We start from the raw sequence: 24,748 nt of genomic DNA, 5'->3' as shown, positions 1-24,748 counted from the left end.
CGCAGCGTAATCGATTATCGGAACAGCTGACGCTTGTTTTAGCAGCAGTTGCTTCGGTGGCATATCTGGGAGGAGGCATCGCACTGATAGCCTCCTCTCAGTCTTTTGTCATCTTCCCTCCACCGGGCCCCTTGCGCTACGGTATGGCGGCTTTGCTAATCTGGTATGGCGGCTCACGCGCCTTTCGGGCGTACTACATGTATAAAGACAGAGATCGGGATTAAGCCGAGCCTGTGAGTATGGTTCAACGGATTGGGGCTCAAGCGAGCACCAGCCTGTTAAACCATACTATTTTTTTTAAATCCAATAATCACACTGTCAGCGATGTGGAATAATTCGACTCGTTGCATCCATTAGACACGATGAAATCATTGCTTTTAACCTTAGCGTTGGTAGTGGCTGTGATGGGGTGTAACTCGTCTCAGAAACAGCAGGACCTGGATACGCCCTCCCGAGGTACGATTACGGTGGTGTCCGATGAGTCGTTTCGCCCCTTGGTTGAGCAACTGACAGGCACGTACTCAGGTATTTATCCGGACGCCAAATTCAATGTGGTGTTCCGCCCCGAGAAGGAAGCCATTGCCATGATGCTTCGGGATAGTGCCCGGATGGTTTTCTGTACGCGGCCACTCACTAAGAACGAGCAGGCTGTACTGGATGGGCGTAAAATAGTAGGTAAAACCGAACGGATTGCGACCGACGGCGTCGCCCTGATTACAGGAAAAGCGAACCGGGATAGCCTCATCACGATGGATGAGTTGCGGGGTCTGTTTAGTGGCCAGATTACCGATTGGGGGCAGTTAAAAGGCAGTACACAAAGTGGGCCGGTTACGCTCGTTTTCGACAATGGCAACGGAAGCAATATTGACTTTGTCTTACGAACGTTCAAAGTGACCGATGTCTCGAAGCTACGTTTGTTCACCGCCAAGTCGAACCGGGAGGTGATTGAGTACGTGCGGCAGAATCCGCGGGCGCTCGGTTTTATTGGTGTGAACTGGATTAGTGACGGCGATGAGCCGCTGACCGCTGAATTGTCGCGCGATTTGCGGGTGCTCGGCGTGTCAGCTAAAGCGAACCCCGCTAGCCGTGATGAATATTTTCAGCCATTCCAGCGAAGCCTTGGTTTACAGGACTATCCGCTACGTCGGCCACTGTATATTATTAGTCGGGAAGCCCACTCTGGACTGGGTGGTGGACTCATTAATTACCTGGCTCGGGATGTCGGAAGTCTCATTGTTGAGAAATTGGGTCTTTGGCCAACAAGACCATATAATCGAGAAGTTTATATTCAGAAGTGAGTAAATTTTTCTGTTTAAGTGCAATTTTTTAGTTTTGCCGCTTGTTTTATTGGGACAGTAGAAACTAACTTCTTACCAACCTGAAGTACATGATGAAGATTCAGAAAAAATCGCTGATGACAACACTGGCACTGGGTGCCATGTTGACGGCTCCGGTGTTTGCGCAGGATATTCAAACGGGGTTGAAGGACCTGGAGTCGGAGCGGTTTGCAAAAGCTGAACAAACGTTCACGCAGTTGGCAAGCAGCTCGCCATCGGCCGACAATCAGTTCTATCTGGGGTATTATTACCTCCGCACCAACCAACTTGATAAGGCCAAAGCTGCTTTTGAAAAAGGAGCAGCTGCTGACCCAAAAAACCAGTTGAACAGCGTTGGTTTGGGCGCCGTAGCGCTGGCCCAGGGGGATCGGGCTACCGCCAAAACAAAGATTGATCAGGCTGTAAGTGCCACCAAGAGCAAAAACATGGACGTTTTGTTCCGTGCTGGTGAAGCCTACACGCTCAACGAAAAAAATAATGATCCGGCAGCGGCAATTGCCCTGTTAGACGCAGCGGCCAAGCTGGACAAGAAAAACACGAACGCCGACATCAAGATGGCGCTGGGTGATGCCTACTTCATCAAGAATGATGGTGGTATGGCTGTCTCTCGCTACGAAGATGCTCTTTCGGTATCGCCAAATCTGGCCGAGGCAAACTACAAAATCGGTCGCTTGTATCTGCGTGGTAAGAACTACGTGAAAGCGCAGGAGTTTTTCAATAAAGCAATTGAAGCGGACCCTGAGTTTGCGTTGACGTACCGCTCGTTGGCTGATGCATTGGCTGGTTCACGTGCGTACAAAGGGGCTGCCTCTAACATGGAGAAGTATGTACAGAAAAGTGGTACGACCGATCCTGATTACCTGACAACGGTTGCCAAGTACTACTTCCTGGCCAATGATTACCTGAAAGCAACTGCTTATCTGGATCAGCTGAAAGGTAAAGTAAACGATCCCGTTCTGGACCGTATGTACGGTTGGGCTTACACCGCGCTGGGCAAGAATGATCAGGCGGTTGAATCGCTGAAGAAGTTTATTGCTACGGCTCCTCAGAAAGTAATTTATGACGATTACAAATATCTGGGCCGTGCCTATGGTCAGTTGGGTACTCCCGAAGGAGACTCACTCTCGATTATCAACCTCGAGAAAGCAGCTCCTGAAGATACAACCGAGAACCTGTACCGTGAAATTGCTAAGAAATACAATGATGGCAAGCGGTACGACCGGGCGTATGATTACTATGTAAAAACGATCGCTCAGGGTAAGCCGTTGAACAACGACTATCTGTTGATGGGCCTTGCTGCCTACAACATGGGCTTCCGGATCGGCCGCGATGTAGCCAAAGAAGATACGGCAGCAGCCCGTCAGCTCCGTAAGCAGTGGTTCCTGCGTGCTGACTCATCGTACGCAAAGCTGGCCGAAATTACGCCGAACTACTCACCGGCTTATTACTACCGGGGTACGTCGAATTACTATGCTTACCCATCAGCGGAGGCATTGTCGAACCGGGCTTTTGTGCCGTACTTAGAGAAATTCGCGGAGCTGGCGCCACAGGACATTGCCGCTGACGCATCGAAAGCACAGCAGTTCAACCGGTTGTTGGTACAGTCGTACCGTTTGCTTGCCGGTGATGCTGTAGCGCGTAAGGATGACGCCAAGGCGAAAGAGCTAGCCTCGAAGATTCTGGCCATTGACCCGAACGATAAGCAAGCGAAGGAGTTTATGGAAGGCCCAAAACCGGCTCAGGCTGCACCAGCAGCACCGGCCGCTAAGCCTGCTCCCAAGACGCCTGCCAAGAAAGGCTCTGCAAAATAATCACGCTGATTTAGGTCAGTTTTTAGGCGACTTCCTCAACGGGGGAAGTCGCTTTTCTTTTCCAATGGATAAAAACAAACCTCTTTGGAGATGAGTGCCTATTATTTTATCGTGTCAGTCGTAACTTTGCGGCCGCAATTAACAAATGTTTAAAAGCCCACTACATAAACCCCATGCTTAATCTTGTACTGTTTGGCCCTCCGGGTGCGGGCAAAGGCACGCAAAGCGAAAAATTGATTGCCAAGTACCAGTTGGTGCACCTTTCAACGGGTGATTTGCTCCGGTCACAGATTGCAGCAGGCACGGAGCTGGGGTTGAAAGCGAAGTCGTTGATGGATCAGGGCTTGCTGGTTCCCGACGAAGTAGTGATCGGAATGATTGATAGCAAACTGCGCGAAAACCAATCGGCAGCTGGCTTTATTTTCGACGGATTTCCGCGTACGGTGCCACAAGCCGAAGCGCTCGACGCGTTGCTGGCTCAGTACAATGAGCGGATTACGACCATGGTTGCTTTGATCGTGGAGGAAGAAGAACTGACTCGTCGGCTTTTACAACGGGGGCAAACATCGGGGCGGCCTGATGATCAGAACGAAGAACTGATTCGTCGGCGGGTTAAGGAATACAACGATAAAACAACGCCTGTTGCCGGGTACTACGACAATCAGGGTAAGTACGCGGCAATTGATGGAGTAGGCGATATTGATAGCATTTTCGACGCTATCTGTCATAAAATCACTGAGGCCCAACTCAACTAATGCGTACGAACCACTGGGTGAAGGGACGAGGTAAGAACGGGCCGGTGGTAACCAATTGAGCATGGCATCATCAAATTTTATTGACTACGTAAAAATAAATTGTCGTTCGGGAGCCGGTGGAGCAGGGTCTGTACACTTCCGGCGTGAAAAACATGTGGCTAAGGGTGGCCCTGATGGGGGCGATGGCGGCCGGGGCGGGCATATCATTCTGCGCGGTAACTCCCAGCACTGGACCCTGTTGCACCTGAAGTATCGGAAGCACATCAAAGCTTCGCCGGGGGAAGCAGGCGAAGGTGGTCGCCGGACGGGGCATCAGGGCGAAGATATCATTCTTGATGTGCCCCTGGGTACCATTGCCCGCCATGCCGAAACTGGTGAGCAAATGGCCGAAATCACCACAGATGGTGAAGAGGTTATTCTGTTGCCCGGCGGCCGTGGTGGCTTAGGTAATGACCATTTCAAATCGGCCACCCAGCAAACACCGTACTATGCCCAGCCAGGCGAGGCCGGTCAGGAAGCCTGGATTATTCTGGAATTGAAGCTGCTGGCCGACGTGGGCCTGGTGGGCTTCCCCAATGCTGGTAAATCGACCTTATTGTCGGTGATGTCGGCGGCTAAGCCCGAAATTGCCGATTACCCGTTTACAACGCTGGTACCTAATCTGGGTGTGGTAGCCTACCGCGACTACAAGTCGTTTGTCATGGCTGATATTCCGGGTATTATCGAAGGAGCGTCGCAGGGGAAAGGCCTCGGTCTGCGGTTCTTGCGCCATATTGAACGCAACTCTGTGTTGCTGTTTACCGTACCGGTTACTGCCGAGAATATTCGGGCCGAATACAACACGCTGGTCAACGAACTGCATCAGTATAACCCCGAGTTGGTAGAGAAGGAGCGATTACTGGCGGTGACCAAAACGGATTTGGCGACCGAGGAAGACCTGGCTAGAATTAAACAAACGTTACCTGATCGGGTCAAGTGCGTCTTCATATCAGCGGTCAAACAAGAGGGATTGACCGAGTTGAAAGATGCTATCTGGCAAACATTGTCAGCTGCCCAACCCTTATCCGACACCGAATCATAAACTCGAAACGCTCACAGGTAGAGGAGGTCGTTTCTGTAGGGAGCCCCGTCATGAAAAATTTTACATTTTATGTAGCTTGCTTCGGCTTACTTCTATTGTCTTCCATTAGTATAGCCCAGGTACAGATTACGTTTCCCACAACCCGAGCAGTTTTTCAACGCGGACTAAATAATCAGGCTACTGTGCGGGTAGCGGGATTCTACACCAGTTCAGTAACGCGAATCGAAGCGAAGTTAACCGCCCTTAATGGCGGGGCTAGTTTTGATTGGCGTACCCTACAGAATAGCCCCACGGGTGGCAGTTTCTCAGGTGAACTGACGAATGTGTCGGGAGGTTGGTACCGGCTCGAAGTCCGGGGGATGAATAATGATCAGACAGTCGGCTACGCATCACTTGAGCCGTTTGGTGTTGGTGAAGTCTTTATTGTGGCTGGCCAATCGAATGCCCAGGGCGTACGCCCCGATGGATTAGCTGCGGGCGACGATCGGGTTAATACCGCCATTGTGGGGCAGCAGAACGAATCGTTGGCTGACCCGAGTTACCCTGCTTTTACGAAAGTAGACAACAATATGGTGTTGGCGCCACGTGGCTTTGGGCCATATTATTGGGGTCGGCTTGGCGACTTTCTGGTGCAACGCCTTGGGGTGCCGGTTATGTTTTTCAACGCAGGCTGGGGAGCGACAACCGTGCGTAACTGGCGTGAGAGTGTTGAGGTTGGTCAAACATTCAACGTCTATTCACAAGTACCGCTACCTGCCGGAATGCCTTATGGTAACCTCAAACAGGCTGCCCAGTTTTATGCTAACCAGTACGGGTTACGGGCGGTACTCTGGCATCAGGGAGAAGCCGATAACTTTCGCGATACCCCTGCTACTCAGTACACCAACGATTTGCTGTGGCTCATCAATCGCGTGCAGCAGGATACCGGCAAACGAATCCCGTGGGTAATTGCCCGTGCCTCGTACGACAGTGATATGGGCGGCATAGACACGAAAGTGATTAACGGCCAAAACGTAGCAATCAACCCATCGGGTGGAATATTTGGGGGGCCCAATACCGACGTTGTGCTGGATCGGGCTGACAATGCGCACTTTAATAATGCAGGGCTTGAAAAAGTCGCTGCTTTGTGGAATAGTTCGCTCGACGAAACCTTTTTCAACAGCGCGCAACCCGTAGCGCCGGCTTCGTTAGCATCCATTTCGGCAGGTTGTCCTGGCAATAATCAGGTATCGTACACCGTCAACGGGCAGTTTTCGAGTATTGTCTGGGAAACATTGAATGATCAGGGGCAGGTTGTTGGCGCCGACGGCGGGCCAACCATCATTCGTGGTGGGGGCGGAAACCGATACCGGGCCAAGGTTAAAGATGGTTTTGGGAATGTGAGCTACACGGCCGCTGTACGTGTGGCAGATGCACCGTTTGTGGCTCCAAGTGGCCCCACAACCTTTTGCGAGGGTGGTTCGGTAAACCTGACTGCAAATTATGAGAACAACATATCCTTCATCAACGGACAAACCAACCAGGTTGTGACCAGTAACCGGGTGCTGACAACGAATACGTCGGGCAGCTTTTTTGTTCGGTATCGGGATGTGAGTGGTTGCGAGTTCAACTCGCAGGCAGTTAATGTGCAAGTCAACCCCAATCCGGCGGCCCCTGTAATTGCCAATGAAAGACCGACTACGTTTTGTGAGGGCGACAACACGATTTTACGTGTTAATGCCGATAATGTGCGCTATAACTGGAGCACGGGTGAAACGAGCCAGGTGATTGATGTTCGGCGGGGCGGTGCGTATCAGGTAACCATCACCGACCAAAACGGGTGTTCATCTCCACGGTCCAATGCCATCAATGTGGTTGTGAACCCAAACCCGGCAACGCCCGTCATTGCTACCAACGGTCCTTCTACGTTCTGCGCTGACCGGTCCATAACCCTCACGGCTCCCGAAAATACCTCCTATCAGTGGAGTAGTGGGCAAACTACCCGGAGTATCACTACCAATCAGGCCGGAAGTTATACGGTACGTGTACGGAATCAGTTCAACTGTGTATCGGCTGAGTCGTCGCGTCTGGATGTGCGGGTCAACCCGTTGCCAAATGCGCCCACTATTGCGGCTTCGGGGCGGACTACGTTTTGCGAGGGCGATCAGGTGACGTTGACCGCTACCAATTCGATAAGTACGTTCTGGTCATCGGGCGATTCAACCCAGGCTCTGACTGTACGCCGGTCAGGAACCTACACGGCCCGTACCCGCGATAACAACGGCTGTATTTCTCCGCAGAGTAACGCGATTGCCGTGAATGCCCGGCCGCTGCCAGCTACGCCGACCATCAATCAGGTAGGCACGTTTACCTTGCAGGCTTTTGGACCAACTACCGAGGCCTCGTACAGCTGGCGCCGGAATACCGATTCGTTGGCCGTTCGGACAAGCACACTCAAAGCCGCTCAATCGGGCTCGTATCAGGTACGTTCCTTCATTGTGTATAGCCCAGACCTAACGTGTGCCTCGCCGTTTTCGCAGCCGTTTGCCTACACACTCGATGCCAGTTTCAACGGTCTGAGCGTGTATCCAAACCCGACCCCGACCCGCCAAGTGACAGTCGAGACATTGGAAAATATTCAGAATGCAGTTATCGCGGTTTACTCGCTCAGTGGCCAGGAAATTATGACGGTACCGGTTCCGCTATTCGATGACCGCAAAACGTTGAGTTTGACAAACGTTAGTCCTGGTCAGTATATTCTGCAGGTTCGGGCTCCCGGATTTAATCAGTCAAAACGTATTCTGGTGGGTTTTTAAACGAATACTTACTAAAACAGACGACGAATCGTCGGGTAGTCAAACTGCCCGGCGATTCGTCGTTTAAGACGGATAAACTACCTGCCCAGTGGCTATATTGATTTGTATTTTACCGGGATATACTAAATTTGCTACTGGTAAGTTATAATAAGTTGGAAGGGGTGACGCTGGCGCACACTTGGACTTACTTTTAGTGACACATTTAGTTTGGGCTGATTTTTGAATGTAGGTAAAATCAGGCTTGTCATACATCTTTATGAAACAGAGCATACGGGGCATTTTAAACGCATTTTTGCTTTTAGCTGGGCTATGTGCGGGGCGGGTTGAAGCGCAGGTTGTACGAATCACATATCCCGAGAGCAGGGCCGTATTCCAGCGCAATAACGATCAGACATCAACCATTTTTGTGTCGGGTAGCTATTACCAGCCGGTCGATAGCGTGCAGGCACGACTGGTATTTGAAAATGTAGGGCAAGGGTTAACTACAGCCTGGCAAACCATTCAGCGGAATCCACAGGGTGGCATATTTCAGGGGCCCGTGCGGGGAACCACCGGCTGGTACCGGCTCGAAGTACGCGCTTTCTCGGGTCGTACTGTGATTGGCGAAGATGTAGTACGGAAAGTAGGTATCGGTGAGGTGTTCATCGTGACCGGTCAGTCTAACGCACAGGGTTTTCAGGATCTCGGTGCCGCTGGTGCTACCGATGATCGGGTTAACTGCGTTGATTATGACAATTTTGCCAGAAACTCCCTGGCCGATCCACCGGCTCCCAAGTTTCAGCAACTGAGTGCCTCGGCACTGATTGGGCCTCGTGGGCAAAGTGCATGGTGCTGGGGTATCCTCGGCGACCTTATTGCCAAGCAGTACAACTGCCCGGTCTTGTTCATCAATACAGCCTGGGCGGGTACCACCATCCGCAACTGGACTGAGAGTGCTGATGGCAAAATCACCAAGAATATTTTCCGAATGGGTACCCCCGACGAAAACTTCCCGGTGGGTATGCCCTACGGCAATTTGATTATTGCCCTGCGTTACTACAGCTCCCTGTTTGGGCTGCGGGCCGTACTCTGGCAGCAGGGTGAAACCGATAACGTTCCCCTCAACCTGGGTCGGCAGGAGTACGCTACGCTGATGCAGTACCTCGTGAACAAAACCCGGGCAGATACGGATCGGTATCCGGCCTGGATCCTGGCCCGTTCTTCCTACAATCAGGGCAAAGTAAGTGAGAACATTATTCAGGCGCAGTCAGACGTAATCAACGTGTACAATAACAACGTACTGCCGGGGCCATTTACGGATGCAATTCAGCGCCCTCGTCCCGGCGATGACGTTCACTTCGGGGGTGATGGCCTCCGGCAACTGGCGCAAGCCTGGTACAATAGCATGGATGCTATCTTCTTTACCAGTTCGCTCCCGCTATTGCCTTTACCACAACCCGCTATTACGGTAAGCTGTGCGCCCAACGGTGTTTCGATTCGGTTGCCCAATGCCGCGAGCTACAGCTGGCAGTCGGGCCAAACGACCCAAACACTGAGTGTAACTGCCGCCGGTACGTACCGCGCTACGCTGAAAGACGCCAAAGGGAATACCTTCCTGGCACCAGCCGTTGAAGTAGCTGACCCGATTCAGCCAGCAACCCCTACGATCACATTGGCCCGGCAACCGGGCTCTCCCGCTGCAACCGAGCTACAGGTTTGTTCGGATTCAGTCTTAACCTTATCGGTCAATTCTCCGGCAAACAACCGCATCACCTGGAATACCGGTGCCGTTAGTCGGACGCTCACGGTAGGCGCTGCGGGTGCATACACCGTGCAAGCCACCAACCTGTACGGTTGCCGCTCTGCTCAGTCGGCACCCGTTAATCTGGTGGTCCGGCCCCGATTGGTCGTGCCGGTGATCGCACAGGCTGGTACGTATTCGCTTAAAGCCACTGTTCCGGCTGCATCGGGCTTTGGCGATTTCTTCGACTGGCGTCGGGGCTCTAATACATTACAAAACCAGAGCACTTCGATAGCCAAGGTGGGTAGCAGTGGAACCTACACGGCGCGGGCCAAAACGGTTTACACGCTGAACAACGGCAGCAGTATTACCTGCTATTCAAGCTTTTCGAACCCGTTTGAGTACGTCCTGAGCGAAGCGGATCAAGGAATGAGTGTGTACCCCAACCCATCGAAAGATGGCGTGGTGTATGTAGAAACACTCGAAGATCTGCCCAATGCCGAGGTTTCGGTGTACTCGCTTACGGGTCAGTTAGTTTTCACCACTACGGTAGCCTCGTTCAATCAGCGGCAGTTATTACCCATGTCGTCACTGGCCAAAGGGCAGTACGTAGTTCGGGTACGCTCGGCGGGCTTCAACGTTTCCAAGCGATTTGTGGTTGACTAATATTCCACCGATTTTCAGTTCGAAAGCCCTTGTTGCGACAAGGGCTTTTTTGTGGATAACTATTCAGGTCAACAGCGCGTTTGTGTAGCAGTTTGTTGTGGTACAATGTTCCAGCCTCACAAACGCCCGTGTTTATTTTATGCTTAACTTGCAACACATTTTGTCGAGCTCTCTGTATGAATGCTGCTTACGTACCATCGGATTATTTGCCGGTGTTCATTCAATTAATTTTGGCCCTGGGCTTTATCGTGACAACCATGATTGTTACGCACATGGTGGGTCCAAAGCGAAACAGTCAGAAGAAAGATGATCCGTTTGAGTGTGGTATCCCGGTTGTTGGTGATGCCCGCACGCCAATCTCGATCAAGTACTTTCTGATCGCTATCCTCTTCGTTCTGTTCGACGTAGAAGTAATTTTCATGTACCCCTGGGCGGTTAACTTTAAACAGCTGGGAGTAACGGGTTTCCTTGAGATGATTCTGTTCATGGGGCTGTTGCTGTCGGGGTTCTATTACGTGATACGGAAGGGCGTTTTGAAGTGGGAATAAGCCCATCGTAAGAAACGATAACGATACACAAAATCGTTATATTTAAACAAAGACATACCCAGTAAACTGATGTCAACAAGCGTCAAAATGGTCGAAGCTCCCGAAGGGCATACAGGCTCCGGGTTCTTCGCGACCTCATTCGATAAAGTCATTGGCATGGCCCGCGCTAATTCGTTGTGGCCATTGCCGTTTGCTACTTCCTGCTGTGGTATTGAGTTTATGGCTACCATGGGCTCGCACTACGACATCGCCCGGTTCGGTTCGGAGCGTCCGAGTTTCTCGCCCCGGCAGGCCGACATGCTCATGGTGATGGGAACCATCGCCAAAAAGATGGCCCCCATTGTAAAGCAGGTTTATCTGCAAATGGCCGAACCCCGCTGGGTTATTGCTATGGGCGCCTGCGCGTCGAGCGGTGGTATTTTCGATACGTATAGCGTATTGCAGGGTATCGACCGGATCATTCCGGTTGATGTGTATATTCCGGGTTGCCCACCTCGTCCCGAGCAGGTGATCGAGGGCGTTATGCAAATCCAGGAATTGGCCCGTAACGAGTCGTTGCGTCGCCGGAACACCGAAGAATACCAATTGTTGCTGAATTCATACGGCATCCAATAATCCACCATTATGCTTACTAACGAAACGGTTGCTCAGGACATCATTCAGCAGTTTGGCGATGCGGTGTCAGATTTCGACGACCCGTTTGATCTGCTTACGCTGACAGTCACGCGCGAGCAACTCATTCCGCTTCTCCAGTATCTGAAAGACCATAAAACGTTTCAGATAAGCTTTCTGACCGATATTACGGCGGTTCACTACCCGGATAGCCCCGGTCGGGAGTTTTGTGTGGTGTACCACGCGCACAGCCTGATTAATAACTACCGGATCCGGCTCAAGGTGTATCTGTCTAACGAGGATCTGCACGTGCCAACGGCCACCGTGCTGTATGAGTCGGCTAACTGGATGGAGCGCGAAACGTTCGACTACTTCGGTATTCTGTTCGATGGGCACCCCAAACTGGAGCGGATTCTGAACATGGAAGAAATGGATTATCACCCCATGCGCAAAGAGTATCCGCTCGAAGACGGCACCCGTCGGGATAAAATTGACGCGCTCTTTGGAAGGTAATGAGTGAATGAGTGAATGAGCGAATTAGCGAATAAAAAAGAAGCTAATTTTCCTGCATTCACTCATTCGCCAATTCACTCATTCGCTAATTGAACATGGTTACAGAAGACCTTAGCATAGATGCCGTTGGGGCACGTAACACCCCGGCCACTCCAGAAGGACCTATTCAGTACGTCAATGAACTGACAACGCTGAACCTTGGCCCGACGCACCCGGCTACCCACGGAATTTTCCAGAACATCCTGCAAATGGATGGCGAAAAAATCGTGTCGGGCGAACAAACGGTGGGTTACATTCACCGGGCATTCGAGAAAATAGCCGAACGGCGGCCTTTCTACCAGATCACCACGTTGACCGACCGGATGAACTACTGTTCGTCGCCGATCAACAACTTTGGCTGGCACATGACTGTCGAGAAACTACTCGGCGTACAGGTGCCTAAGCGCGCACAATACATTCGGGTTATCATGATGGAGCTGGCGCGTATTGCCGACCACCTCATCTGTAACGGTATCCTGGGTGTAGATACGGGGGCGTTTACCGGCTTCCTGTATCTGTTTGAGCAGCGGGAAGAGATTTACGAAATCTACGAAGAAGTGTGCGGTGCCCGTCTGACAACCAACATGGGTCGGATTGGGGGCATGGAGCGCGACCTATCGCCTGAGGCCATCCGCAAGATTCGGAAGTTCATCAAAGACTTCCCGCCCGTCATGCGCGAGTTTGAGAACCTCTTCAACCGGAACCGGATCTTTATGGATCGGGTGATTGATGTAGGGCCCATTTCGGCAGAGCGGGCGCTGAATTACGGCTTTACAGGCCCTAACCTCCGGGCTGCCGGTGTTGACTACGACGTGCGGGTAATGAATCCATATTCATCGTACGAAGACTTCGAGTTTGATATTCCGGTTGGTAAGAGCGGGGATACGTACGACCGGTTCATGGTGCGCAACGAAGAAATCTGGCAAAGCTTACGCATTGTAGAGCAAGCCCTCGAAAACCTGCCCGAAGGCCCTTACTTCGCCGATGCGCCCGAGTACTACCTGCCGCCCAAGCAGGAGGTGTACAAAAATATGGAAGCCCTGATCTATCACTTCAAGATTGTGATGGGTGAAATTGATGCGCCGGCTGGCGAGGTATACCACGCCGTTGAGGGTGGTAATGGCGAATTGGGCTTTTATCTGATTAGCGATGGGGGCCGGGCTCCGTATCGTCTGCACTTCCGGCGTCCGTGCTTTATCTACTACCAGGCCTTCCCGGAAATGTGTAAAGGTACCACGCTCTCCGATGCCATCGTGATTATGAGTAGCCTGAACGTGATTGCTGGAGAATTGGATGCTTAAACAATGACGACAGAAACGAAACCCACTATACAGTTTACGCCGGACCGGCTGGAAAAGGCAAAAGAAATTATTGCCCGCTACCCCGAAGGACGGCAAAAGTCGGCTTTGTTGCCCCTGTTGCACTTGTTGCAGGAGCAAGAAGGCTGGACACCTGCCGAAGGCATGGATTACGTGGCCGGCCTGCTTCAGATTGAGCCAATCGAAGTATATGAGGTAGCTACGTTCTACACCATGTTTCACATTAACCCCGTTGGTAAGCACGTAATTGAGTACTGCCGAACGGGCCCTTGCTGCCTGATGGGGGGCGAGGAAGTGTATGCACATCTGCGGCAGCGACTCGGAATCGAAGCCGGTCAGACCACGGTTGACGGTCAGTTTACCATCAAAGAAGTGGAATGTCTGGCTGCCTGTGGGATGGGCCCTGTATTTCAGGTTCGGGAGAAGTACTACACCAACCTGACCAACGAACGAGTTGACGAGATCATTGACGAACTGTCGAAATAACCCACACGATGGCTATTAAAGTACTTACTGAGCATATCAACGTTCCGGGCATCGAGACATTCGATGTATATCGGAAGCAAGGTGGCTATACCGCCGTTGAGAAAGCCCTGAAAACCATGACTCCCGACGAGGTGGTGGAAGAGGTGAAGAAGTCGGGTGTGCGTGGCCGGGGGGGCGCAGGCTTCCCCATGGGTATGAAATGGAGTTTTCTGGCCAAACCCGAGGGTGTACCGAGGTATTTGGTTTGCAACGCCGACGAGTCGGAGCCAGGAACGTTTAAGGATCACTACCTGATGAAAACGATTCCCCACCTGCTTATTGAGGGGATGATTGTATCGAGCTTTGCGCTGGGTGCAAACAAGTCGTTTATCTACGTACGGGGTGAGCTGATGTACGTAATTCATATTCTCGAAAAAGCCATTGCCGAAGCTAAAGCGGCCGGTTTTCTCGGGAAAAATATTCTGGGTAGCGGTTACGATCTTGAGCTGGTTGTGCAGCCCGGAGGTGGTGCTTACATCTGTGGTGAAGAAACGGCCTTGCTCGAATCGCTCGAAGGCAAGCGCGGTAACCCACGGAACAAGCCGCCATTCCCCGCTGTGAAGGGCCTATATCAGTGCCCAACGGTGGTGAACAACGTAGAGTCGATTGCGACTACGTCCTGGATTGTCAACCACGGGGGCGACGCCTATGCCGCTATCGGTATTGGCCGCTCAACGGGTACCAAGTTGATTTCGGCCTCGGGGCATATCAATAAGCCGGGCGTTTATGAAATTGAGCTGGGCTTACCGGTCGAAGATTTCATTTATGCCGACGAATGGTGCGGTGGTATCCGTCCCGGTCATAAGCTTAAGGCGGTGGTAGCGGGTGGTTCTTCAGTGCCCATTTTGCCCGCTAACCTGATTCTGAAACTGGGTAACGGCGACAAACGACTGATGTCGTACGAGTCTTTGTCGGAAGGTGGTTTCCAGACCGGCACCATGCTGGGTTCGGGTGGTTTCATCGTATTCGACGAAACGGCCTGTATCGTTCGGAATACCTGGAATTTCTCCCGCTTCTACCACCATGAATCGTGCGGGCAGTGTAGCCCTTGCCGTGAAGGAACCGGCTGGATGGAGAAAGTACTTCACCGGATTGAATACGGTCATGGCAACCAGCATGATATTGACCTGCTGGTTGATGTAGCTCGTCGGATCGAAGGAAACACGATTTGCCCATTAGGCGATGCCGCTGCCTGGCCTGTTGCCAGTGCAATCCGCCATTTCCGGGATGAGTTTGAGTGGCATATCACCAACCCGCACGAAGCCACCCAGCCGGGTGCCGTGTTCAAAGGGGATATGGCGCTGGTATAATAAAGTATAGTGGAGCGGTGCTCCGCTAGGCCGTTAGGCCAATAACCGTCAACTTATTGGCCTAACGGCCCAGCGGAGCACCGCTCCACTGTACAGATTAAGATGGAAGACGTAAAACCGCAATTATTTAAAGTCACTGTAGATGGTATCGAGGTCGAAGTAGAACCCGGTACAACCATATTGCAGGCGGCTCGCAAAATTGGCCCTGAGGTAGCCCCTCCGGCCATGTGTTACTACCAGCCCCTTAAAGGAAGCGGTGGTAAATGTCGGGCCTGTCTGGTGCGCGTAGCAGCTGGTTCGGCAAAAGACCCTCGTCCGATGCCTAAGCTGGTAGCTTCTTGCATCACGCCCGTACAAGACGGTATGGTGGTCGAAAACACCACGAATCCGCAGGTACTCGATGCCCGCAAAGGCGTGGTGGAGTTTCTGCTGATTAACCACCCACTCGACTGCCCGGTTTGTGACCAAGCGGGTGAGTGTGATCTGCAAAACTTCGCGTTTGACCACGGTGCGGCCAATACACGCTACGAGGAAGAACGCCGGACGTTCGACAAGCACGACCTGGGCCCGTATGTGCAACTGCACATGACCCGTTGCATTCTGTGCTATCGGTGTGTGTTTACGGCCGACCAGATCACCAATAAGCGCGTACACGGGGTACTGAACCGGGGCGATGCGGCTGAGATCGGTACGTACATCGAAAAGGCTATTGACAATGATTTCTCCGGAAACGTGATCGACGTTTGCCCGGTTGGTGCTCTGACCGATAAAACCTACCGCTTCAAAAACCGGGTGTGGTTTACGAAGCCCGTTGATGCACACCGCGATTGCCCAACCTGCTCGGGTAAGGTAACACTGTGGTACCGGGGTGAAGAGGTGATTCGGGTGACGGCCCGCCGGAATGAGTGGAATGAGGTGACGGAGTTCATTTGCAATACTTGCCGCTTTGAAACCAAAAACACCAGCGATTGGGTGATCGAAGGACCCACCAAAATTGCTCGTGGTTCGGTTATTTCGGCTAACAAGTACCGCGCCGACTTGCAGAAGCCTGCTTTTGGACAGCGTTTGGCAGCCGCACAGTACAAAACTGTGGATGATACCCGTGATACGAGTCAGCTGGGTATTCAGCAGTTACCCCCCGAGCGGTTCAACAAGTCGTTGCCATCTGCTACTGAATAATTAGTGTACAGTTTAGTGTTTTCGGTTTTTCGGTTTCAGGCTGTAGCAAATAGCCGGAAATGGTAAGCTGAGAATGGAAACTTAAGACAATGGATTTAACCGTTCTAATAACCAAAGCAATTATCATTCTCGTAATCTTCGGGATTACGCTGCTGATTGCTACCTACTCAACCTACGCCGAGCGTAAAGTTGCGGGCTTCTTGCAGGATCGTCTGGGTCCCAACCGGGCGGGCCCGTGGGGTCTGCTGCAGCCGATTGCTGATGCAGGAAAGATGTTCTTCAAAGAAGACTTTATTCCGGCGCAGGCAAGCAAATGGCTCTTTATTCTGGGGCCGTGTCTGGCCATGCTAACCGCCCTGATGTCGAGTGCCGTTATTCCGTTTGGCGATAGCATCCGGTTCGGGCAGTATGAAATCCCGGTGCAGGGTATTGAAATTAACATCGGGATGCTGTACATCTTCGGCGTGGTTTCGCTCGGGGTGTACGGAATTATGGTTGGAGGCTGGGCTTCCAACAACAAATTCTCCCTGTTGGGCGCTATCCGGGCGGCTTCGCAGAACATTAGCTACGAAATTGCGCTGGGTATGTCGATCATCGCTATTCTGATGATGACCGGCTCGCTGTCGGTGCGGGCTATTGTGGAGCAGCAGGCCGAGGTTGGTTTCTTTGGCTGGGGGGTGTTTACGCAGCCGTTGGGTTTTGTCATTTTCCTGGTGTGTGCGTTTGCAGAGTGTAACCGGACCCCGTTTGACCTTCCCGAGTGCGAAACCGAACTGGTTGGTGGTTACCACACCGAGTACAGCTCCATGAAGCTGGGCTTTTATCTGTTTGCCGAGTATATCAACATGTTTGTGTCATCGGCGGTCATTGCGTCGCTGTATTTTGGTGGGTATCACTATCCATTTGCGGCTCAGGCACACGAGGCCCTGACCAATGCACTCGGTGCAAATACGGGCCATAACGTGGCTACAGCTATTGGTACGGTGCTATTCTTTGGTAAAATCTTCTTCTTCATTTTCTTCTTCATGTGGGTACGCTGGACCCTGCCTCGGTTCCGGTACGATCAGCTGATGAATCTGGGGTGGAAGTCGCTGATTCCGCTGTCGATCCTGAACGTAATTGTGACGGGTGCTGGCCTACTTTTTAATTTTAACTACGCGACCTGGGCTATTGTGGCTGTGATGGTTGTATTGGCGGTCATGTCGGCAGCCAAAGCGCCCAAAGGCGCTGTAGCGATGCAGAAAGCGTAAAAGAGTCTGATTGTTGTGCTTGTGATCGAAGCGTCCGTCTTCGATAAACCATGAGCAAGCAATTTCAGACCATAAAACGGGTTTACTATGCAGTTAACAAACCGATCTAAACAAGTCAGCAACAAGGAGATGACGTTGGCCGAGAAGATGTACCTTCCGGCTATCCTCCAGGGGCTGGGCATCACGATACGGCACTTTTTTCAGAAAAAGCCAACCATTCAATACCCCGAGGTGAAGCGCTATCTGGGGCCAATTTTCCGGGGGCATCACGTGCTCAAACGCGATGAGCAGGGCCGCGAGCGGTGCACAGCCTGTGGTTTGTGCGCAGTGGCCTGCCCGGCTGAGGCTATCTCCATGGTAGCGGCCGAACGCCGGAAAGGCGACGAGGGTCTGTACCGTGAGGAGAAATACGCGGCTGTGTACGAGATCAATATGCTGCGGTGTATTTTCTGTGGCTTATGCGAAGAAGCCTGCCCCAAACAGGCGATCTATCTCCGGCATGACCGTTTTGTACCGGTATTTACCGAGCGCGATAACGTAGTTTACGGGAAAGACCAGCTGGTGGAAAAAATGGATGATCGGTACGTGCGCAACAACCCGAATGTTCAGGCTACACCGACCGAGCCAAGTCTGTCGCGATCAGTGGGATAAAAATCGTTTCGGGGTGCAAGTATGGGTCGCTGGGTTTTGCCCTGGGTCACCGCTTAAACCTCAAACCTGAAACTTTTAGAAATGAACGAACTTTTAGCGCATTTTAAGCAACTGACTCCCACAGGGTACCTGTTCTGGATACTGGCGTTTGTTACCGTACTAAGTGCCATTGTGGTGGTTACCGCGCGAAATCCGATCCATAGTGTACTGGCTCTGATTGCCACGTTTTTTTGTTTATCGGGTCATTACGTATTGTTGAATGCTCAGTTTCTGGCGGCTGTCAACATTATCGTGTATGCAGGAGCTATCATGGTTCTTTTCCTCTTCACAATCATGTTCCTGAACCTCCGCAAAGAGGATGAAGAGTCGAAAACAAGCCTGGCCAAAATTGCTGCGGTCATTGTTGGGGGAACCCTGATGGTGCTTATGCTCGGTATTTTCAAAGCCGCTCAGGTCGGGTCATACAACGCGATCGCTTTTGATGCGAAGACCGGCCTTGTCGAAAATCTGGGTATGGTTCTTTACGGTGACTACTTACTACCGTTTGAACTGGCATCGGTTCTGTTTCTGGTAGCCATGGTAGGGGCCGTGATGCTGGGTAAACGTGAAGCTGGTGATCGCCATTTTTAATCCAACCCAGCATACAAGAGAAGTCTCTTTTTAATTTTTTTGTGACGCCAGTGACCAGATTGTAGGTTACTGGCGTTTTTGTTAGAAATAACCTGAATGATAGAGAAGAGCCCCCCCTTTGTGTCGATTATACTGGTGAACTATAACTCAGCCAGTTACACGATAGACTGTATCCAATCGATTAAGAAAGAGACAAAGGCTGACTCATACGAAATCATTGTAGTGGATAATAATTCAGGGCCAGCCGATCGGGACAAACTGTTGTCCATTTCAGGGACTGATAAAGTAAAGCTTGTCTTCAGTCGTATAAATCTGGGCTTTGCTGGAGGAAATATGCTGGGTGTACAACAGGCCCGGCCAGATTCGGAGTACTATTTTTTACTCAATAACGACACGTTGTTTCGGAACGATGTGTGTGGACTTCTCAGCGCTTACCTGGAGCTAAACACACGGGTAGGGGTATGCACACCACAAACTTACAAAGGGGATGGTTCAATGGATCACTCATTTTCGTATTTTCCCTCTTTAGGTATCAATGTCTTAGGGAGTGCATGTATGCGGCTTATAGAACCTGATGCTTACCCTTATAAGAAAAAACACTATACAGAGCCGATTACTGTACCTGTAGTGACAGGAAGCGCCATGTTTATTAGAGGGCCTGTTTTACGGCAGTTGGGTGGTTTAGATACTACCCATTTTTTGTATTGTGAAGAAGAGGATTTCTGCTTACGGATAAAACGGGCGGGGTGGCAATCAGCCCTTGTACCAGCTGCCCAGTTTGTTCATTTCGCGGGGGGAAGCGGTTCACAAAGTTGGATGGTGCGCCGGGAGTTTTACATCTCGTTGTTTCACTATTTCCGAAAGTATCACGGCCCCTTTGAACGGGCGGCCTTGCGAATATTCTATACGCTCAAGAATGCGCGGAAAGTATTCCGCAACCGAGAGTTTGGCCGTTTGGCCTGGTTTATACTGCGTGGAGCTCCCATGGCAGAGAGCCTTCGGTATCGGCAGCAAATGCGGTAAGGTACAAAATACGAGAGCCGCCGGGAAACTCCCGGCGGCTCTTCGCTTTACTCAGATAAACGGAACTTAGTACCCAGTGTTTTGGGCAAACACCGATTTGCCATCGGTTCCTTTAGTGCTCCGGTCAATCTGCGTTTGTGGAATCGGGCGTACCACGTGGAAGTCTTTGATGTTAACGGCCGCTTGTGGGTTATACTTCTTCACCCGGTCGACCAGAAGGCCCCAACGCTTGAGGTCAATCCAGCGGGTTTGTTCGCCAGCCAGCTCACGAGCACGCTCTTCGATAACCAATTCAAAGGTCATGTCTTTAGCGGCAATAGTCATGGCGTCTTTTTTACCCGGCCAGGCAGCCCGCGTACGGACCATATTGATAGCGGTTACGGCATCGGCAATATTATTCGATTGCAGCGAAGCCTCAGCCAACATCAGATACACATCGGCCAAACGGAACACGAAATAATCGCGGCTACCAGGTTCGTAAGTCAAATCAGGACGCTTTGTATCGAAGAATTTCTGGAGCGTTGGGAAGAGCGCTTCGTTATACGCACTGGGTACCAGAACCTGATACTTCTTAGCGGCCCGCTGTGCCTTGGTCCACTCAACACCCGGAATAAAGATAGCCGTGTCGCCAGCAGCAAACGAAACTTTGGTTTTCGAATCGTCGAATGAGGCTGCGTTCAGGTTGTTACCTGGGTTGTTGCTGAGCCATGTATCGCGGAACGTTTTCTTATACCGTGAATCGTTGGTGCGATCGGCGAAAACCGTGTTCAGCAGGTACGAGGTTGGGCGGAGCCGCTTAAACGGACGACCGTAGAATACATCGCGCTTCATACCGGGCTGTACGTCGTACTGCATCCCAAAGAACAGGTGCAGGTTGTTACCGCCGTTGGCAGCACCAACGCCATTTGTCAGGTTGGAAAGCGGGTCACTCGTGTACTGAACGGCAAAAACGATCTCGCTATTCACCTGATTGTTCTCGTCGAACACGCTGGCAAAATCATCGAGCAGTTTAAAGCCGTAAGCCGTCGTTACGGTTTTGCAGAGAGCCGCTGCTTTGCTAAAATCATCCGCTGCTTTCGAGGTCGAATAGCCTTTGGCCAGGTACACCTTTGCCAGTAAGGTTTCGGCGGCAGGGCGAGTTGCCCGGCCGTATTCGGCCGACTGCGCCTTTGCTTCCAGATCAACGATAGCCTCATTCAGGTCTTTGATGATAGCCGCGTAAATCTCCGACTCTGGGGCCCGCTTCGTTTCTTTGGTGGGAGCCAACGTTTCGGTAAGGCGCAGGTCGACGCTACCCCATTGCATTAGCAGAATGTAGTAGTAGTGGGCACGCAGAAACTTGGCTTCAGCCACCCGCATCTTCTTAACGGCGTCGGGTACACCACTTACGTTGGCAGCACGCTCAATAATGGCGTTGCACGTGTTAATCCCCCGATACAGCTCATCCCACGTGTTGCCCAGATAATCAACAGTCGGGTTGAGCTGACCATCATAAAAGTGGAAGCCTTTATAACCGCCGTCGGCTCCGGTCGCATAAATATCGGTGCCGTACTCGGTCATGGTTAGGCCCTGTTGCGTACCGTAGTAGTAGCGGAGCGTCGAGTAAGCCGCCTTTACAGCATCCTGGAAACCTTTAGCCGTATTGACATAATCATTTCCAATACCCGAAATGACCGTCTCGTCCAGCACATCTTTACACGACTGGCTAAACAGCAGCAGTGTTGCCAGGCCAGTAATGCGGATTGAATTCTTTATATTCTTGATTTTCATTGTTTAGTCGCTTAAAAACGTGTCTTTTCAACTTCGTTTTCTGATTAGAGCTAAAGGTTCTTAGAACCGGACGTTCAGACCGAAGGTCGTAACTGAGGTTGCAGGAACAACGCCAGTTTCGCTCAATGCCAAACCGGTTGTTTCGGGATCGATACCGTTATACTTGTTCCGGTATTCTGACCAGATGAACGGCTGCTGAATGCTCGCGTACAAGCGCAACGACTCCATCTTCAGTTTCCGGGCAATTGTCGGGCTGAACGTGTAGCCAAAGTTGATATTCCGGAGTTTTACGAAGGTTCCGTCGAAGTACGAAATGGTAGAGTTGTACACCGGAAACTCCTGGTTGCTTTTCGGACGGGGGAATTCGTTAGTCGGATTGTTAGGTGTCCAGTAGTCGACCTTAATTTGCTGATACCGGCCAGCCAGAGCGTTCCGGTTACGGTGGAAATCGCTCCGCAGCAAGTTACCAAATCGACCAAAGAAGAAGAACGAGAGGTCAAAGCCTTTGTAAGAGAGCCGGTTAGTAATACCCGCGCTGAACTTCGGTACGTCTGAACCGATAATCACCCGGTCGTCAGCATTGATGCGGCCATCGCCGTTCGTATCCTGAATTTTGATTTGTCCGGCTTCGCTGGCAAATGATTTGGCTACATCCGCTTCGCTTGTCTGCCAAATCCCCAGTTTCTTGTAATCAAACACGGTGCTCAGCGGACGGCCAATAAACCAGCCGTTACCCACGTCGTCGACTTTGCCATTGTACAGCGATACAATAGCCTCGGTATTTTTCATGAACTGAAAATCAGTCGACCACTTAAAGCCTGAAGGCGAGTTAATGTTGTACGTTGTGAAGCCGAGTTCGATACCCCGGTTGCGGGTTTCGCCTACGTTACGTGTCACAGCGTTGAAACCGGTTGAACCTGGAAGCTGGTCGGCCAGCAGGAGGGCGGTGGTGTTCGTCTGGTAAAGTTCGAGTGAGCCCTGCAGACGACCGCGCCATAAGCTGAAGTCAAGACCAAAGTTGACCGTTGCCGACGATTCCCAGCGGAGGTCAGGGTTGCCAATGGTGCTTGGCCGATAACCAAATGCCGCGGTTGATCCCCAGGCATACGCTGTCCGTCCCAGAAGTCCCTGCGTTTGGTAAGGCGCCACGGCCTGGTTACCTACCGAACCATAGCCTGCCCGCAATTTCAACAGGTCAATCCAGGCTACTGATTTTAGGAAGGGCTCATTGTTGATATTCCAGCCGAGAGCGATACCGGGGAAGTTACCATATTTTGTGTTTTCACCGAACCGGCTCGAACCGTCCCTACGAATCGTGGCTGTAAGCAGGTACTTATCGTTGAAATCGTAGTTCACACGCGCCATGTACGAGTTAATCGTCCACTGAACCAGTTCGCTGGCCGTTGCCTGCACCGAGCTGGCGGCTCCCAAATTATAGAACTGCTGCGTTTCGGCCGGAACCCCCTGTACATCCGTGCGGTACCGTTCGAAATTGTCGCGCTGAATCGAGTGGAGCAGTGTCACATTCAGGTTGTGCTTACCGCCAAACGATTTCGTGTAGTTCACGATATTCTCCAGCGTGTAGTTAAAGCCAAAGCGGTTTTCGTTCCAGGCTTGTGCATCCCCCAGTTTACGGGCATTGGTTTGTGAACCAATGAAAACACCCCGGCGTGCCAGTGTGAAGTCAGGTCCAAAGTTGACCCGGTACTTCAGGCCTTCTATGATGTTGGCTTCCGCAAAAATGCTGTTAAATACCCGGTACTTTTTGGTTTCATCAACTTGGTTACCGGGAATAATCTCAGCCAGCGGATTAGTCAGCAGGGCGTCGTTGGTAGGCGAGAAAATGAGGTTCCCATTATCGTCGTACGGAACGGCCAGCGGGTTTTGCTGAATCGTGAACTGATACGGGTTAAGTCCCTCGCCATTCCGTTGGCTGTACATGAAGTACGACGAAAGCCCTACTTTCAACACCTTGTTGATCTGATGGTCGATGTTGGCCCGCAGCGAATAGCGAGTAAAGTCGAGGCCGGCTGATACACCTTTGTCCTGAAAATAGCCCGCTGATACGTAGAACTGAGTGCGTTCGCTGCCTCCCTGAATACCAATAGAGTGGTTTTGCATGGAACCGTTGCGCAGAATCAGGTCCTGCCAATCGGTATTGGTGCCATTGGCAATGCCTTTCGCAACGGCGGGGTCACCACCCAATACCGCTACTTTGGCATCGGCAACTGGATCGGCAACGCCGGTCGGAACGGGATTGCCATTCGCGTCTTTGTAGCCACCTGTAGCCCGGTAAGATTCCCGAACAAACTCGGCAAATTCTGAGCCGCTAAAAAGTTCAAGTTTGTCCAACGGTCTTGATACACCGGCGTAACCATCGTACGACACCGTTGTTTTCCCTTTTTGGGCACCTCGCTTCGTCGTGATCAGAACGACCCCGTTGGCACCCCGCGCTCCGTAAATGGCTGTTGCGGTAGCGTCTTTCAAGACTTCCATTGAAGCCACGTCGTTCGGGTTCATGTCCTCATAACCGGCCGAGAGGGGAATCCCGTCGACTACGTACAGCGGATCATTACTGGCACTGAACGACCGGCGACCCCGAATCCGAATAGTGGGTGCCGCACCCGGCCGCGAGCCAGTCTGGGTTACATCGACCCCGGCTACCCGGCCCTGAAGGGCCTGACCGAGGTTCGTGATGGGCATTTCCTGAATTTCCTTCGCGCCTACTGACGAAATAGCACCCGTCAATTGGCTCTTTTTCTGCGTACCATAACCGACAACGACAACTTCGTTGAGCGTACGGTCATCGGCCTCCATTTTAACGTCAATGGTGCTCTGATTACCAACGGCTAATTCCTGACCAATGAAGCCTACCGATGAAAAGACCAGTACGGCCTGATTGTTGGGAATCGACAAACGGTAGCGTCCCTCGGCATCGGTCGTTGTACCGCGTGTAGTTCCTTTCACGGCTACGTTCACACCAGGTAACCCCTGATTGTCGTCTCCCGAGGTGATACGTCCCGAAACGGTCCGCTCCTGGCGGCTGGCTTGTTCGGTAAGGTTTCTGGGTGGAGTACCCGTAACAGCCCAGGCAGGCTCACCTGCCAGTAATGCCAAAAGGCAGGCAGAGGTAAGCCAGTGGGTCTTAACTGGCGTAAACATTAACTTCATAGGAGATGGTATTAAGAATATAAATTTTTGCCATTTTCCCATA

19 protein-coding genes are annotated in these 24,748 nt (G+C 51.7%); 17 read left to right on the top strand and 2 right to left on the bottom strand.

Annotated elements, in window-relative coordinates:
- Positions 1–362 precede the first annotated feature (362 nt).
- The 17 genes from F5984_RS06535 (at position 363) to F5984_RS06455 (ending at position 19,764) form a co-directional block, all read left to right on the top strand.
- Positions 363–1,298 (top strand): PstS family phosphate ABC transporter substrate-binding protein, encoded by a 936-nt coding sequence (locus F5984_RS06535; protein ID WP_152123460.1) that lies wholly within the window; start codon positions 363–365, stop codon positions 1,296–1,298.
- Between the two features lie 89 nt (positions 1,299–1,387).
- Positions 1,388–3,148 (top strand): tetratricopeptide repeat protein, encoded by a 1,761-nt coding sequence (locus F5984_RS06530; RefSeq protein ID WP_317163086.1) that lies wholly within the window; start codon positions 1,388–1,390, stop codon positions 3,146–3,148.
- Between the two features lie 173 nt (positions 3,149–3,321).
- Complete coding sequence (locus F5984_RS06525; protein ID WP_152123459.1) at positions 3,322–3,903, top strand: adenylate kinase; 582 nt, start codon at positions 3,322–3,324, stop codon at positions 3,901–3,903.
- Between the two features lie 61 nt (positions 3,904–3,964).
- Entirely contained in the window at positions 3,965–4,984 is a 1,020-nt protein-coding gene (gene obgE / locus F5984_RS06520; protein WP_152123458.1) for a GTPase ObgE, read from the top strand.
- Between the two features lie 95 nt (positions 4,985–5,079).
- Positions 5,080–7,779, top strand: a complete 2,700-nt coding sequence (locus tag F5984_RS06515; RefSeq protein WP_246168846.1) for a sialate O-acetylesterase — start codon at positions 5,080–5,082, stop codon at positions 7,777–7,779.
- 256 nt (positions 7,780–8,035) lie between these two features.
- Positions 8,036–10,165, top strand: a complete 2,130-nt coding sequence (locus F5984_RS06510; RefSeq protein WP_152123456.1) for a T9SS type A sorting domain-containing protein — start codon at positions 8,036–8,038, stop codon at positions 10,163–10,165.
- A 176-nt stretch (positions 10,166–10,341) separates the two neighbouring features.
- The gene (locus F5984_RS06505; protein ID WP_019989338.1) at positions 10,342–10,713 is read left to right on the top strand and encodes an NADH-quinone oxidoreductase subunit A; all 372 of its coding nucleotides are present in this window, start codon (positions 10,342–10,344) and stop codon (positions 10,711–10,713) included.
- A gap of 69 nt (positions 10,714–10,782) precedes the next feature.
- On the top strand, positions 10,783–11,328 hold the full coding sequence (locus F5984_RS06500; protein WP_152123455.1) for an NADH-quinone oxidoreductase subunit B: 546 nt from the start codon (positions 10,783–10,785) through the stop codon (positions 11,326–11,328).
- Positions 11,329–11,337: 9 nt separating this feature from the next.
- Entirely contained in the window at positions 11,338–11,838 is a 501-nt protein-coding gene (locus F5984_RS06495) for an NADH-quinone oxidoreductase subunit C (protein ID WP_019989340.1), read from the top strand.
- A 95-nt stretch (positions 11,839–11,933) separates the two neighbouring features.
- A complete protein-coding gene (locus F5984_RS06490) occupies positions 11,934–13,178 on the top strand; it encodes an NADH-quinone oxidoreductase subunit D (protein WP_152123454.1) in 1,245 nt (414 codons plus the stop codon).
- Positions 13,179–13,181: 3 nt separating this feature from the next.
- Positions 13,182–13,682, top strand: a complete 501-nt coding sequence (nuoE, locus tag F5984_RS06485) for an NADH-quinone oxidoreductase subunit NuoE (RefSeq protein WP_152123453.1) — start codon at positions 13,182–13,184, stop codon at positions 13,680–13,682.
- An 8-nt stretch (positions 13,683–13,690) separates the two neighbouring features.
- Positions 13,691–15,031 carry an NADH-quinone oxidoreductase subunit NuoF gene (nuoF, locus tag F5984_RS06480; protein ID WP_152123452.1) on the top strand — a complete coding sequence of 447 codons (1,341 nt, stop codon included), beginning with the start codon at positions 13,691–13,693 and terminating at the stop codon, positions 15,029–15,031.
- 102 nt (positions 15,032–15,133) lie between these two features.
- The gene (locus F5984_RS06475) at positions 15,134–16,210 is read left to right on the top strand and encodes a 2Fe-2S iron-sulfur cluster-binding protein (protein WP_019989344.1); all 1,077 of its coding nucleotides are present in this window, start codon (positions 15,134–15,136) and stop codon (positions 16,208–16,210) included.
- 89 nt (positions 16,211–16,299) lie between these two features.
- Positions 16,300–17,460, top strand: a complete 1,161-nt coding sequence (gene nuoH, locus F5984_RS06470) for an NADH-quinone oxidoreductase subunit NuoH (RefSeq protein ID WP_019989345.1) — start codon at positions 16,300–16,302, stop codon at positions 17,458–17,460.
- Positions 17,461–17,547: 87 nt separating this feature from the next.
- Positions 17,548–18,111 (top strand): NuoI/complex I 23 kDa subunit family protein, encoded by a 564-nt coding sequence (locus F5984_RS06465; RefSeq protein ID WP_027303107.1) that lies wholly within the window; start codon positions 17,548–17,550, stop codon positions 18,109–18,111.
- Between the two features lie 81 nt (positions 18,112–18,192).
- Positions 18,193–18,741 (top strand): NADH-quinone oxidoreductase subunit J family protein, encoded by a 549-nt coding sequence (locus tag F5984_RS06460; RefSeq protein ID WP_019989347.1) that lies wholly within the window; start codon positions 18,193–18,195, stop codon positions 18,739–18,741.
- A 96-nt stretch (positions 18,742–18,837) separates the two neighbouring features.
- A complete protein-coding gene (locus F5984_RS06455; protein WP_152123451.1) occupies positions 18,838–19,764 on the top strand; it encodes a glycosyltransferase family 2 protein in 927 nt (308 codons plus the stop codon).
- Between the two features lie 66 nt (positions 19,765–19,830).
- On the opposite strand, the gene F5984_RS06450 is transcribed toward F5984_RS06455, so the two are convergent.
- Positions 19,831–21,534: a RagB/SusD family nutrient uptake outer membrane protein gene (locus F5984_RS06450; RefSeq protein ID WP_185155435.1), complete on the bottom strand. Its 1,704-nt coding sequence runs from the start codon at positions 21,532–21,534 to the stop codon at positions 19,831–19,833.
- Positions 21,535–21,594: 60 nt separating this feature from the next.
- Entirely contained in the window at positions 21,595–24,696 is a 3,102-nt protein-coding gene (locus F5984_RS06445) for a SusC/RagA family TonB-linked outer membrane protein (RefSeq protein WP_152123867.1), read from the bottom strand.
- Positions 24,697–24,748 lie beyond the last annotated feature (52 nt).

Source organism: Rudanella paleaurantiibacter, assembly GCF_009184635.1.
In the GTDB taxonomy this organism is placed as follows: Bacteria; Bacteroidota; Bacteroidia; order Cytophagales; family Spirosomataceae; genus Rudanella; species Rudanella paleaurantiibacter.
Note: the sequence above shows the minus strand (reverse complement) of the source record. Positions and strands in the feature narration are given on the sequence as shown.